Raw genomic sequence first — 13,081 nt, 5'->3', positions numbered from 1 at the left:
TCAATGTCGCCAAGGGCGTTGGCGCGATCTTCGCCGCTGCTCGCCTTCGATTCTAATCGGCGGAAAGTGGCGATTTAGCCCCGGTCGATTTCCTTCGATGTCGCGACCGCCAGGGCCTCGTCTGCCTCCTTGGAGAGTGTAACGAGCTCGAGGATCGGGCGAGGGGCCGAACAAAACGCGAGGCGATCGCGCACGATGCAGGAAAAGCCGCTATCGGTCGAAACGCGAAACCCTTCCGGGATCTCCTCCTCAAACCATCGGTCACCCGCTTCGATGCAGTCGCGAATATCGTTCAATGTGACGAAGGACGCGCCACCCCACGACGAGGGAACGCGCCCGTGAATTGCGTTGGCCAATGCCATGGGACGAACATGCCCGTTGATCTCCCGCGAATTGGAGATGGGATGAACAGTGTTCATTGGTATTTTCTCCGATAGAATGGATATGAATGTGAAGCGCCGCGAGGGCGGCGGCGCTCCCGCGATCACCGCGCGCTTTTCAAGGCCGCCATCCTTTCCCCGAGCAGCCAAAGCGCCTTGTTGAGCTTGATGTCCTGATCGATACCGTTCACGGCGCGGGATTTCACGCGACGGCGCCCGCCAAGATCGTCGCGGACAACACCACGCAATCCGCCCTTGATGGCGTTTTCCTGCACGACGTTCCAGACTGTCCAAAGATCGTCGGCGCGGTCGTCATGACGGCGGGGGATCAGCAACTGTTCGGCCTTGATCGGCGTCGTGGTCTCGCCATCCTTGTCTCCAAAGCGCAGGACATGGGCGGCGTCCGCGAGAATATCCCTCTCATCACGGTTCAATCGCAGGGTTGACCAATCCTGTGGGGCGACAAGCGTGCGTTCGGCCTCGCCAAGCACGCGATAGGTCTCCTCGATAACCTTGTGCTGGACATCGCCGGAATGGCGAACCTTGATGGCATCGATGGTGCCGGTCCGCGTCACCAGGGAATTGAGGCAACGAACCCGAAACAGTCCCGCCATCAATTCATAGGCGCTGGTGCCGTCATTGGCATTCTTGAGGAGGATTTCGCAAACGGTATCGCCGACATTGTAAACCTTGCCGTCGTCGATGCGGCGCAAGCGGATCAGATGCTTGGTGAAGTCGGCTTTTCCCTCAATGCGACTGTGCGACTGCTTCGCCCCGACCGGCATGAAGCCTTCCCGGACGAGACCCCGCAGAATCTCGATGGTGGGAATAGGCCGGAAGCGTTCCGACCGGCTTTCATGGGCGGTCACCGCGAAAATGGAAGGGGCAATGCGGCGCATTTCGGCTTCAGTCAGCGCGCGGCCAGTGTCGAAACGCGCGGTCTCGGTATAGATGCTCATTGTCAGTCTCCATTGGTTAGGGTTGCCATCCGCAGGGTAAGCCCCTCGGGCGAAGCCTCCCCGGTCTTGCCTGGGGAATGGCCTCTGACATTCCCCGGGACAGAGAGGGGAGGGCGAAAGCCCGCCCCACGGCGGCGAACGGGACTGTCAAGCGGCGTGGCGCGGAAGCCGGGGTATCTTCACGGGTCCGCTTGCGGACTGGCGCGGAAGATGAACCGGCTTCACGGGCCGCTTGACCGGCCTGGGCGGCGATGTCAGGGGCGAGCAAATTGAAGCGGCCCGGCACGGGCCTCATCAACGGATGCGTCAGCGCTGCGTTCGATAAACGACCGTTATCGGCGGAAGAACCGGGTGGGTGCCATCAACATCGAACGCGCTCCTTCGCGGAATGCGCCTCGGCCAGCAAATTGAGAAAAGGCCCCGCCTGATTGGCGGGGCCCCGGATCTCAATCGCGGTTCGGGCGGGACCAGATGAGCTGGTAGCCATCCTCGCCTTCGACCTCCGTGAGCATCGCGTAGATCGGGGAGGGGAAGCTCGGATCGTCCAGCTTGACCGAGAGATAGTCACGGTCGCTCTCGTTGGAGCGCTTCTGCCAGGCGGCGCCGAGCTCAACCGGACCGGCGTAGACGCGGAAGTGCGGACCCTTGTCGGAGGGGCTTTCCACGCGGGTAATGCGTGCCTTTACGTTGAGGGCGAGGGTGCGGATTGAGCCGACGAAGCCGCTTTCAGTCGAAGTGAAGGTGCCGATGGTAGCCATTTTCCTATTCCTTTTACTATTTCGAGCCGCTCCATTGCGGCTCGATGGCAGTCACAAAAGCCGGGGACGATCAGACCGCACCCCGTGGGGCCGGAACACGGTGGAGGGCGGCGCGGAGAGACTTTCTTGTCTCGCGAGGAATGACGGCGAAGCCGGAAGGGGATGAAAGTCTCGTGGCACCGTTGCGGGAAGATGAGCGAGGCGCAGCCGTTCTCCGGTCAGACCTGCCCCATCGAGCCCGCATGTGGAGCCGCGGCGAATTGGCGAGGGAATATGACATTGGCGATCAGCACGGGGAAATTTCGGACAGATGGCCATGTCCGGCTCAACTGGACCGCCAGACTGACATGAAGGCATGCGCATTCCCTCGCGTGACGTCCGGCGAGGGTCGCGCTCGCGGGGCAAACTCGCAGTCATGGAGTTGCCGCGCGATTGGTCGCTTGGAGGAAAACCGCTTTAGCGCACAAGACCGTTTGTCACCGAGTCCAAGCACTCCCGGAAGCGGAGACCCAACACTCCGAATCGGTCGATCTCGGGGGAAATTGGATCTCAGCACCACGGATAGGCCACGTGACCCCGCGAGCCGGCGAGGAAACCGGCACCACCAAGAGCGGCGGCCGGCATTGACGCCCCATCCGGCATGAAGAGCATCAAGCCGCCTTCCAAGCGTCCGCCATGGGCCGCGGTCCGTGGAGGCACCCCCGCTGTCGAGCGCGCGGCCAGCCCATCGACATGTCGTCGCGCTATCGCGAGCGCTTGCGGGAGCGGGTTGGACAGCACCGGAGACGCTTCGGCCGGCACGCTCGGACCTGACTGACGCTCACCGGCGGGCTCCGTTTCGCTGGGAGCTGCCTTGACGCCGCTGTCGCGCCCTGCTCACCCGCGCGGCAGGCCCCGCGAGGAACGATTTACAGGCAGCGCCGGAATATCTAGGCCTGTTGCCGCGATTTCGCGAAGGCCATGACCGTCAAACGCCGCTGTAGCCGCAGCCGCGTAGGAAAAAAGTGGCCGCCTCGCGTGCATGATCTTCCATTTGTGTCTTCACGGGCGTGAGATCGGCATGAAATAGTGAAGAGATCATCATCGGCAGTAACACCAGATCGATGAAGTATCGGGTCGTGGCTTCAAGGCTGGCCGGCGCGAAGGCGGGCAATGGCTTGAGTTCCTCGGCCTCCGCCAACTCCGCCACGAGTTTCATCGCGGTAGCCGTTCCGTGTGCTCGCATGGCGTAGTGGATCGTCGTCGCCAGATCCGGATGGCGGGTCGCTTCACCGATCACGCTGCGTATGAGCCCGATGGTCTCCGACCTTATGGCCCGCTGGAGGATCAGGACCCCCGCGGATTGGAAGCGTTCAAGAATGCTGCCCGATGTGGCGGAGGCGACCATCTCGCCAGATTTTTGCGCCCAACGGATGACGACTTCCCTGAACAAGGTCTCCTTGTTGATGAAGCGCGCATAGATGCTCGGCTTGCCGGCCCTCGCCACCTCGGCAATCTCGTCGATGCTGGCGCCCTCATAACCTCGAGCGATGAAGACCTGGAGCGCGGCCTGCAAAATTCTGTCCTCGACTTCCCCCGCCCTCTCCCTCGGGGGGCGCCCACGTCGCGTCGCATTTGTCTTCCCCGGTATAATCTGGGGTTTTACCATCTCTCGCGGCATGACGGACCTCACTGTTTTTTGATTGGCTTGGAGGCGGTTTAGCACCCTCCGCGGCTCTTGACTAACACCCAGATCAGTTCTACGTCAATATTTAATTGAACGTTTCGTTTCAATTTAAGCCCAATGACGGAAGAGGTAGAAGATGAGCACGCCTCAGGATGAGACCCTCGGAAAATTGATCGTGCTGGAGCCGAAGAGCGCCGGCACCAAGGTAAATCATGAGCAAGGCGGCCTCCCGGCCGAACAGGAAAGAGCGGAAGCGCCGCAGCCCGGCGATAAAACCCTATCCCTCGACGAAAACGAGACGCCGGAGCCGGATGGTCCCGGCCAAGAGGACGCGACTGACGGCCCCTCCCGGCGTCGGCGAATGCTCCTGATCGGCGGAAGCGCGCTCGCTGCCGCGGCGGTGGCAGCCTTTCTCTACTGGGACGACGCCTCTCATTATGAGAGCACCGACGATGCCTTCATCGCCGCGCGTCAATATGCCATCACCTCTCGGGTAGCCGGCTATATTTCTTCCGTCCCGGTCACCGACAACCAGCACGTAGCGAGCGGCGAGGTAATCGCCCGCATCGATGATCGCGACTACCAGACGGCTCTTGAGCAGGCCCAGGCGCAGGTCGCGGCGGCGAACGCCAATATCAAGAATACTGAGGCGCAGAAGCGGGTTCAGCAAGCGAATGTGGAAGAAGCCGAGGCGCAGGTCGCACAGGCCGAGGCCAATCTCGTCTTCGCCCAGCAGCAGAACGACCGCTATCAGGGATTGGTGAAGAGCGGCTCCGGCACTCTTCAGGAAGCGCAGCAATATACCTCGCAACTGCACCAGCAGCAGGCCGCGCTCAACACCGATCAGGCTTCGCTGACCGCCGCGCGGCGTGAGCTAGATGCCTATGACTTCCAGATCGCCAACGTTCAGGCCACTCTCAAGCAGGATCAAGCCCAGCTCGACCAGGCCAAGCTCAATTTATCCTACACGACGATGGCGGCGGCTCAGCCTGGTCGAGTGGTGCAGTTGTCGGCCGGCGACGGCGAATATGTGCAAGCGGGCACGAATCTGGCGATGTTCGTGCCGGACAAGCTCTGGGTCACGGCCAACTTCAAGGAGACCCAGCTCGATCATATGCGTCCAGGCCAGCCGGTAACGCTGACGATCGACGCCTATGGGGGACGTACGATCCATGGCCATGTCGCGAGCGTGCAGCCGGGATCGGGAACGGCATTCTCATTGCTTCCCGCGGAAAACGCCACTGGCAACTATGTGAAGATCGTCCAGCGCGTTCCCGTGAAGATCGAGCTTGATGACGTGCCGAGCGATCTCGCGTTGGGCCCCGGCATGTCCGTCGTCCCGACGGTGCGCACCGATGCCAGCCCCTCTTTGTGGGAAAGCCTGAGGAATGTGTTGTGAGCACGAACGCTGCCGCCGGATCGGCGCCGAACCCTTGGATCATCGCGATCGTCGTCGCGCTTGCCAGCTTCATGGAAGTGCTTGACACAACCATCGCCAATGTCGCCCTGAACTATATTTCCGGCGGCCTTGGTGTCAGCCAGGACGAAGCGTCCTGGGTCGTCACCACCTACCTCGTTTCCAACGCCGTGATCGTGACGGCCACGAGTTATCTCGTGCGAATTCTCGGCCGCCGGACTTTCTTTCTCGGCTGCCTCGCACTCTTCACCATCAGCTCCGTTATGTGCGGTTTCGCGCCCAATCTGCAATTCCTGCTGCTTGCCCGCATCCTGCAGGGTATCGGTGGCGGCGGCATGGTGCCGGTCGCGCAATCCATTCTGGCCGACAGCTTTCCACCTGAAAAGCGGGGGCAGGGCTTCGCCCTGTTCGGCGTAGCCGTCGTCGTCGCCCCCGTGGTCGGGCCGACATTGGGCGGGTGGCTTTCGGATAACTTCTCATGGCACTGGTGCTTCCTGATCAACGGCCCCGTCGGCGTCTTGACGCTCGCCGCCGTTGCCATGCTGATCAAGGAGCCGGCGGGCGCCAAGCAAGAACGTGCCCAGAAACGCGGGCGGGAGCCTGGCTTCGATTGGATCGGCTTCGGGCTAGTCGCCACCTTCCTTGGAATGCTGGAGCTGATGCTCGACAGAGGACTGGAGGACGATTGGTTCGGCTCCAGCTTCATCGTCGTGGCGGCTGTGATCTGCGCGCTTGCCTTCCTGCTGATGATCCCTTGGGAACTGCGGCACCGAAATCCGGCCGTCGACATCAGGATGCTGGTCGGTCGTCAGTTCGGCACCTGCTTTCTGGTGATGATGGCAACCGGCGCGCTGCTGCTCGCCACGACGCAATATCTGCCCCAGCTGGTTCAGCAGAATCTCGGCTACACGGCCACATGGGCGGGGCTGATGCTGTCGCCCGGCGGCGTAGTCACCATGGTCATGATGTTCGTGGTCGGTTTCCTCTCATCGAAAATACAGCCGAAATATCTGATCGCGATCGGCGCCGGCTTCGTCGCCCTGTCGATGTATCAGGTAACCAGCGTCTATGGCGCCGCGGGTTTCTGGTATCTCGCCGCGGCCCGCATGCTGCAGGGGATTGGCCTGCCATTCATCTTCCTGCCGATCACCTCGGCTTCCTACGACGGAATTCCCGCTAGCAAGACCGACCAGGCCTCCGCGCTGCTGAACGCCGCCCGCAATACCGGCGGATCGATTGGCGTGTCGTTGATTTCCAACATTATCACCCATCGCGAACAGTTCCACCAAAGCCGCCTGGTGGAACACATCATCCCGTCGAACAGCGCCTACCAGGATACCTACGGTCAGTTGAGCAGCTATTTCATGGCGCAAGGAAGCTCACTTTCCACCTCCCATCAACAGGCACTCGCCTGGATCAATCAGCAAATTCAGAGCCAGGCTTCGTTTCTTTCCTATGTCGATGCTTTCTGGGTCCTGACGCTGATCTCGCTCGCGGCCATCCCTCTTGCCTTGACGCTGCGCAACGTGACGCTCGGCAAGAAGGCATCCATGGGACATTGATGCGCCGTCACTCCCGGCCGGAGCTTTCGAGGCGACGGAAGTTCCGACCGGGACGAGCCGGCCGCGCATACTGTGAGCGCAACCGTTCATCCGGCCATTGCGATGCATCGACGGTCTTCCTGAACAAAACCCTGACAGCTGTCAGGGTTTTGGCCCAAGCTCGCCAGAGGGGTGACGCGAAGTATATCGCCTTTGTGTCGGTCGCCGGGCGACGCGCACCTACCAAGACAGCCCTTCTAATAGCCGCCGTTTGCAAAACCCTGACAGCTGTCAGGGTTTTCGCGCGTCCACCAAAGCCAGACCACGCTCGCTCCAGCGAGAGAGAACTCCCAACTTCAAAGTTGAAGGTCGCCTCCAACCGGCCGCGATCATTACCCGCGAATATCGCCATTACCGCTACTCGCGCTCAGCGAAGTTCCAACACGTCAATCGAGCATACGCGGCTTTCCTCGTGGCGATCCTGGCGCATCCTGCCGCCAGGTCGCAATGCCGCGTTGATTACCGCGAATTCCATCACCCGTGGCCGCGAGCTCGGACACCCTGGAACAGCCGCGGCAATGTTCGCAAGCCGCGCCGACCGACGTGCTCGGGATGAACGGCGCGCCTGCTCTAGCAGCAGAGTTCCTCGCATGGATACGATGGGCGGCAGCCCCATCTGGTCCATCGAGGCCTGTTCGCCTGGCGTTCATTCGCTCGTGATCCGACTTTCCGCGCGACTTTTTCATTCGCCCGTCCAATCCGGGAATCTTGCTGTTCCATGGAGCTTTCTTTCGACAGCTCGTTTACGGCGGAAAGCAGTATCATTGCGCGCCCCGTGGCGCTTCCAACGACCTTTCCGGCCGTCGCCGCCGTGCTCGGCCGCCGCAGGATGCTGCTTGCAGACAGGGATGGACATCTATTGGGGCGCACGGGAGAATCCGCGATCGTCTTGCCGGAGCGGTCTCTTTCACCTCGACCGCCAGCCCGGCAGCAGCTACGCAACCTTCGCAATCAATGCGGGGCCTATATATTCGCCACTCAGCTTCGGCCATCGAAAAGCCAGGAAAACTTCAGCTTGCCGGTTCTGGCCAATGTTATTCACGCCTGGCCAGAAGCATAAATAGCTGACGAATAACAGCTGACACGAAGGAGAAGACATGACGACTGCTTTACGATTTGTGATCGGCGAGAGCGACGGATGGCTTGTGAGCCACCGCGCGAATTCGGCGCTCCCCGGCTATCTCATCGTCGCGTCCAAAGGATTGGCCAATGACCTCTTCGATTTACCCGATGGCGCGCTACGCGAGATCGGCCCGCTGCTGGCGCTGTCTCAAGCGACCCTGAAACGAGAACTGGGCGCTCCACGCGTCTATATCGGCCGATATGGCCACATTCCCGGACTTCCCTTTCATTTCCATGTCATCCCCATCTACGATTGGGTGGAGAAACTGTTCTGGCAAGATGGCCGATATCGTATCCTCGAACAATTGGCGGAGGGGGAGGGGGAGACCGGGACGGACGGGGCGGAACTAACCCTATTCGTCTGGCGGGAGTTCTGCGAACGCCGGCGGGCGCCTCCGATCGAGGGACCGAGCGTTTCTAAGACCATCGCTCTCCTGCGCGAGACGATGGGGTATCCCCTGCGGGCCATCGAGTCTGGCTAACCGACAATTTCCTTGACTAATGGGCCTGGTTAGCGTGCTATATCGCACGAGACGGACGAATTGCTTCGCTTCTCCTGCCCAAATTTGGCGCCGTCTAAATATCGGATTTTCAAAGAGAATTTTTCCATCGAGAAGCTATAGCAGGGTTAGCTTCCATGAGCCATACAGTATAGATGGAAGCTCCCGAGGCATGGAAACGCGTTGCTACGCGAGCGGCGATTTCGCTCCCGGGATGGGGTAAAATAGCTTGCGGACGGGCATTTTTTGTCAGCTTTTGGATAAATTTCCGCCCAGATTCGCCAATCACCAAATAGCTCGGACCGATAAAACTCCTGGAGTTCGTGCTTGCTCGCTACCATGGCTCCAGTTGCGGCCGGCGAGTGGTAGGCCAGCGGCGAGAGATCGGACGATGAATACGATCGGCCGGGACCGAGTTTGGCCAATGTACCTCAAACCAAGCTCCTTTCGCGTCCACCGCGGACGGGCTCCTCGATCGGCGCCGATCCCCAGATCGCATTACAAAATTGTAAGGGTGCTATTCATTTTCGGTTAAGTCTCGATCGGTCATCAAGGTCATGCGTGAACACGCAGCATCAACCCCCAATGCTTACGAGGTTTAACATGAAAAGCCTGCTTCTCTCTTCCGTGATCGCCCTGGCATCCGTTGTCGCCGTCAGCGCTCCCTCTCAGGCAGCTCCATTCCATCGTCATCACCATGATTGCTTCGTGAAAACCGTGAAGCATAAGGTTCATGGCCACTGGGTCATTCGCAAGGAACGCGTCTGCCGGTAATCCACGGCCCGGATCCGAGCCGCCGGCAATCACCGACGGTCAATGGAACGGCCATGGCTGAAAGATTGGCTTTGGCCGTACCATTTGCTGAAAATGACATATCATGCCGCCCACTCGGTAACGCTCGAGCCCTGGTTCAAGGGCCCTATTACAATCGTGGATATGCTGGAAGCCGAGCAACCATCCGTCATGAAACCCTCGATATGGTAGCGCCGTCGCCGATATTTGCTCGAAGCAATGCCATGAGCGCGGGACCAAGTGAAAATTCACCCCGCGTCGCCTTGGAAGTAAGATCTCGCAGATACGCGCCAGCCGAATTGATATGCCCAGATCGCTCGAGGATGCATGCCATCGTCGCGGCGGCGTTTTCCGGCCCCATTATCTCGCAAGCATCCTGATAGGCCGAAGCACCGACGCCCAGCATCGATCGCACGACGACAGCCGCGGACATCAGGTCCCGCCAGTTGTCGATACCGCCCGTCGGTCCATAAGAGCTTATTTCTGGGCATGCCTTCAGCACGAGGCTTAACGGAAAGATCCGCATCGGTTCTTTCCGCGACCTGTCTCTTTCGATGGATCTCGTTTCCAGCTTTGTTCGAAAGCTTGGTTCAAGTTCATTAAGGGATTCGGGATTCGAACTCTGTATGTGCTGCTCATCCTGGGCATCATTGGTGCTATAATTTTCAACTTTTTGCTGCGTTTCCAAAAGGTTGATGATCTCGCGGCGAAGAAGCTCCATGTCTTCGAGAATACAGACGATCTCGCGGATCGTCGGTGAACGAGGAATGCGGGCGACAATGGCGTTGTAGCTGTCCTCGATCAGCGACCAGTCGCCACCGATGCCTTCCCCGCAGGCCGCCGCGATCAATTTGCGGACGTCGCGCCGGCAGATCGTCAGGCTTTCCTTGGCGCGGCGTAGCGCCATCCGTTCCGCCACGACCTGCTGGGCCATGATTGCGAGTTCCTCCGCGCGCGCCAGCAGCGGTGAGACATCGAAGCCGAATGCGTTTTCGATCTCGCCCGTCCTGCCTTTTCTCGCATAGCGCTTACCGTTGGCGCTATCCTTTCTGACGATCAAGCCAGCCTCGACGAGAAGCGCGAGGTGCCGGCGAAGCGTGGCGCCCGCGATGCCGTGAGCGCGCAAGGTCAGCTGCGCGTTGGATGGAAAGACAACAAGCTGGGCGTCCTGGCGCAGCTCGCTTTCCGGATGGAAGCTCAACAGGGCGTCAAGCACGGCAAGGCTGCGATCCTGCAATCCGAGTTTTTGCCGCGCTTCGGATACGTCTCGAAAGACTTTCCATTTATCGACCGACTTGCCGGGTTCGATCCTGTTCACGGCGATCTGTCGCCGAAGCAGGGCAAGCGTCATTGGCCGCCGCCCAAAAGGCGTCGTTACACTTCCATTCTGCATTTTCCTCACCTTCAAGAGGCAAAAGAAATACGATCACCAAAAACGGTGCCAAAGACTCTTGACTGGGATTCGAGGAAATGCGATTCTTCAGTTGCTACATTGAAGAGAAGGCTTCCACGACGGCAACGTTTGGGGGCCTTTTTTCTTTTGCTAGGTTTCCTTTCTAATCAGAAAACCCTGACAGCTGTCAGGGTTTGCGTTTGTCTCTCGAACGAGTGAAACGCTCGACAAGGTCGGGCAGCTCCTCCTCGACAAATCTTACGAATTCCGTACCCAATTTGCCCTCGGCGGAGATTCGAACCTCCCGGGGCGAGGTCATGAACACACCAAGCCTGGCTCCCGATCCATCGGAAATCGCGATCTGGGTGTTGCGCCCTTCGGGCGAAGGCTTGATTGCCTTCAATGCCACCTGAAATCGCTGGTCCGAGGTTTCATCGGCGTCATTGACGTCGGAGAGAGCGGCGCGCACCACCTCAAGGGCATTGGGGGCCGCGGATATTGTCTTGGCCAACTCCAGCCAACGCGGTCGGCCGACCTTCGGAGCCCTGCCAATCGCTTCGATGATATCCGCCGGGATCGTGCGATAGACGCTCCGCATTCGCGCGAGCTCCGCGTCCTCGATGGAAAGAGCCGCGTAGATATGGCGCGCCTTGATGCCCGCATCGTCCATGCGCGAGGCGAACAAGGCGCGTTCAATCCATGTCAGATCTTGACGACTCGCGTTTTCAATACCCTGGGCCAGCACCAGGTCGAGATCGGATATCTCGACCTCTATGGCACGCACGGCGCGGCCGAGCTCGAGGGCGGCACGCCATCTGCGATGGCCATAGACAACCTGATACCGATCGCTCGAGGTGGGGTGCCGTCGAACCTGGATCGGAACCTTCTGGCCTTCCTCCTCGATGGAGCGCTTGAATCTCTCGAAATCACCCGGATCGTCGTCGGGCAGGCGATCCGGATAGGGCGAGGCATCGATCACATGTGGATCGAGATCCTGGATCCAGCCTTCGCCGGATTCGACAATGGCGCGCAGTCGATCGCGCTCCGCGCGGATATCGCCGATCGCGCGATGCGCCGCGCCGATCACCCCGGCACCGACGCGTCCAGGCTGCGCGGGGACAGGGCTGGAAGGCGACGGTTCTGGCGTGCTCTCGCCGCTTTCCAATTCGGCCGAAAGCAGGCCGAAACTGGCGACGATGGATCGTCTCGGGCTCTTGCTCATTCACGCCCCCAACTTGCATTGATGAGATGAACGATGGCTTCGTTGACGGCGTCGACGGCCTCGCGGGCGCGCTTGTGCGTGTCTCGGCCGATCTGCCCCATCTCGAGTTCGTAGAGGGAACGCTTGGCGAGCCCCGCGGCCTCGACCGCGGTGCTCTCGATCGCCGTCGGCAAGAGAACATCGGTACCGAAGAGATGACGCAGCATCGCGACGACTTGCGATTGCGGCGCATCATTCGGGTCGTGGCGCGTGATCAGATAGCGGATGAAATCCTGGTCGAGCTGCGCACCGCTTTCGTCGAGCACGCTGATCAGGTCGCCCATCATGAGCAGGAACTGGCTCATCGATGCCACGTCCAGCATGGCCGGATGCACTGTGATGATCATGCTCGTGGCGGCGTAGATGGCGCTAAGGGTCAGAAATCCGAGCGACGGCGGCGTGTCGAGGATGACGATGTCGTAATCCTCCTCGACCTCGGCAAGCGCGAGCTTCAGCCGCTCGAAGAAGATGGCGCCGGAGCCGGACCTTTGGGCGAGAACCCGCGGCGTCTCGTGCTCGTACTCCATGACTTCCAGGTTGCCCGGAATGAGATCGATGCCGTCAAAATAGGTTTTGCGGATGATTTCGCGGATCGAGCGCCTCTCGGTCGCCTCGTATCTGAGCGCCGCATAGATGGTTTCATTGGCGCCGACATCGATTTCCGGCTGGGCGCCGAACATGGCCGAAAGCGAGGCCTGCGGATCAAGATCGAGCGCCAGCACGCGATAGCCATGCAGCGCGAGATAATGCGCGAGGTGAACGCAAGTGGTCGTCTTGGCGCTGCCACCCTTGAAGTTGGCGATCGCCATCACCTGCAGATGTTCGCCTGGCCGGCGCCGAGGCAGGAAGCGAAGGGCTTCCGCCGGCTTCTGCTTGGCGAACAGCTCCCGCAATTCGTTGATCTGGGCAAGCGTGTAGACCCGGTGATTGTTCTCCAACCTGCTCGGGGTGGGGCCTCGGCCCTCGCTCGACATCAGCTTCAGGGTCGAATCCGGGATCGAGGTCAGCTTGGATACTTCATTGGTCAGGAACTGGCGCAGCATCTTCTCGGATTTCGGCGGATACATCCGCGTTCTGAGCTGCTGGAGCTGACCAGACAGCACAGTCGCATGGCGCGCGATCTTGCTGCCTGCGTTTTCCTTTGAAGGAGCTATAGTCTCCGTGCGGTTCGCTATCGCCATTTGTCCCTCTTGGCGGCCTGTCGCCGGTTTGCCGACCTTTGCCCGCCAGAA

General features: G+C 60.2%; 11 protein-coding genes. 4 read left to right on the top strand and 7 right to left on the bottom strand.

The window, feature by feature from the left end:
• Positions 1 to 74 precede the first annotated feature (74 nt).
• The 4 genes from AC13RC_RS23650 to AC13RC_RS23635 form a co-directional block, all read right to left on the bottom strand.
• Positions 75 to 419 carry a hypothetical protein gene (locus AC13RC_RS23650; RefSeq protein WP_488558600.1) on the bottom strand — a complete coding sequence of 115 codons (345 nt, stop codon included), beginning with the start codon at positions 417 to 419 and terminating at the stop codon, positions 75 to 77.
• A gap of 65 nt (positions 420 to 484) precedes the next feature.
• Entirely contained in the window at positions 485 to 1,339 is an 855-nt protein-coding gene (locus AC13RC_RS23645; RefSeq protein ID WP_488558599.1) for a DUF932 domain-containing protein, read from the bottom strand.
• 446 nt (positions 1,340 to 1,785) lie between these two features.
• On the bottom strand, positions 1,786 to 2,097 hold the full coding sequence (locus AC13RC_RS23640) for a DUF736 domain-containing protein (RefSeq protein WP_152094509.1): 312 nt from the start codon (positions 2,095 to 2,097) through the stop codon (positions 1,786 to 1,788).
• Between the two features lie 967 nt (positions 2,098 to 3,064).
• Positions 3,065 to 3,652 carry a TetR/AcrR family transcriptional regulator gene (locus AC13RC_RS23635; RefSeq protein ID WP_162748852.1) on the bottom strand — a complete coding sequence of 196 codons (588 nt, stop codon included), beginning with the start codon at positions 3,650 to 3,652 and terminating at the stop codon, positions 3,065 to 3,067.
• Positions 3,653 to 3,899: 247 nt separating this feature from the next.
• On the opposite strand from AC13RC_RS23635, the gene AC13RC_RS23630 reads away from it, so the two are divergent.
• The 4 genes from AC13RC_RS23630 to AC13RC_RS23615 all read left to right on the top strand — a co-directional run bounded on the left by AC13RC_RS23630 (position 3,900) and on the right by AC13RC_RS23615 (position 9,177).
• Positions 3,900 to 5,162 (top strand): HlyD family secretion protein, encoded by a 1,263-nt coding sequence (locus tag AC13RC_RS23630; RefSeq protein WP_488558598.1) that lies wholly within the window; start codon positions 3,900 to 3,902, stop codon positions 5,160 to 5,162.
• Positions 5,159 to 6,742 carry a DHA2 family efflux MFS transporter permease subunit gene (locus AC13RC_RS23625; RefSeq protein ID WP_488558597.1) on the top strand — a complete coding sequence of 528 codons (1,584 nt, stop codon included), beginning with the start codon at positions 5,159 to 5,161 and terminating at the stop codon, positions 6,740 to 6,742. The genes AC13RC_RS23630 and AC13RC_RS23625 overlap by 4 nt, the downstream gene beginning before the upstream one ends.
• Positions 6,743 to 7,878: 1,136 nt before the next feature.
• Entirely contained in the window at positions 7,879 to 8,385 is a 507-nt protein-coding gene (locus AC13RC_RS23620; RefSeq protein WP_183814151.1) for an HIT family protein, read from the top strand.
• Between the two features lie 621 nt (positions 8,386 to 9,006).
• A complete protein-coding gene (locus AC13RC_RS23615) occupies positions 9,007 to 9,177 on the top strand; it encodes a hypothetical protein (RefSeq protein WP_173004651.1) in 171 nt (56 codons plus the stop codon).
• A gap of 187 nt (positions 9,178 to 9,364) precedes the next feature.
• On the opposite strand, the gene repC is transcribed toward AC13RC_RS23615, so the two are convergent.
• The 3 genes from repC to repA all read right to left on the bottom strand — a co-directional run bounded on the left by repC (position 9,365) and on the right by repA (position 13,030).
• Entirely contained in the window at positions 9,365 to 10,588 is a 1,224-nt protein-coding gene (gene repC / locus AC13RC_RS23610) for a plasmid replication protein RepC (protein ID WP_472517552.1), read from the bottom strand.
• Positions 10,589 to 10,775: 187 nt separating this feature from the next.
• Complete coding sequence (gene repB / locus AC13RC_RS23605) at positions 10,776 to 11,810, bottom strand: plasmid partitioning protein RepB (RefSeq protein ID WP_113366235.1); 1,035 nt, start codon at positions 11,808 to 11,810, stop codon at positions 10,776 to 10,778.
• Complete coding sequence (gene repA, locus AC13RC_RS23600) at positions 11,807 to 13,030, bottom strand: plasmid partitioning protein RepA (RefSeq protein ID WP_069614999.1); 1,224 nt, start codon at positions 13,028 to 13,030, stop codon at positions 11,807 to 11,809. Before repA ends, repB begins: the two co-directional genes overlap by 4 nt.
• Positions 13,031 to 13,081 lie beyond the last annotated feature (51 nt).

It is taken from the genome of Martinezella sp. CNPSo 3890, from assembly GCF_057784455.1.
The sequence above is the reverse complement of the archived record's forward strand: the minus strand, read 5'-3'. Positions and strand labels throughout refer to the sequence as shown.

Coding starts and splice junctions, on each gene's coding strand:
- AC13RC_RS23650 (WP_488558600.1), bottom strand. CDS start 419: ATGAACACTGTTCATCCCATCTCCAATTCGCGGGAGATCAACGGGCAT.
- AC13RC_RS23645 (WP_488558599.1), bottom strand. CDS start 1,339: ATGAGCATCTATACCGAGACCGCGCGTTTCGACACTGGCCGCGCGCTG.
- AC13RC_RS23640 (WP_152094509.1), bottom strand. CDS start 2,097: ATGGCTACCATCGGCACCTTCACTTCGACTGAAAGCGGCTTCGTCGGC.
- AC13RC_RS23630 (WP_488558598.1), top strand. CDS start 3,900: ATGAGCACGCCTCAGGATGAGACCCTCGGAAAATTGATCGTGCTGGAG.
- AC13RC_RS23620 (WP_183814151.1), top strand. CDS start 7,879: ATGACGACTGCTTTACGATTTGTGATCGGCGAGAGCGACGGATGGCTT.
- AC13RC_RS23615 (WP_173004651.1), top strand. CDS start 9,007: ATGAAAAGCCTGCTTCTCTCTTCCGTGATCGCCCTGGCATCCGTTGTC.
- repC (WP_472517552.1), bottom strand. CDS start 10,588: ATGCAGAATGGAAGTGTAACGACGCCTTTTGGGCGGCGGCCAATGACG.
- repB (WP_113366235.1), bottom strand. CDS start 11,810: ATGAGCAAGAGCCCGAGACGATCCATCGTCGCCAGTTTCGGCCTGCTT.
- repA (WP_069614999.1), bottom strand. CDS start 13,030: ATGGCGATAGCGAACCGCACGGAGACTATAGCTCCTTCAAAGGAAAAC.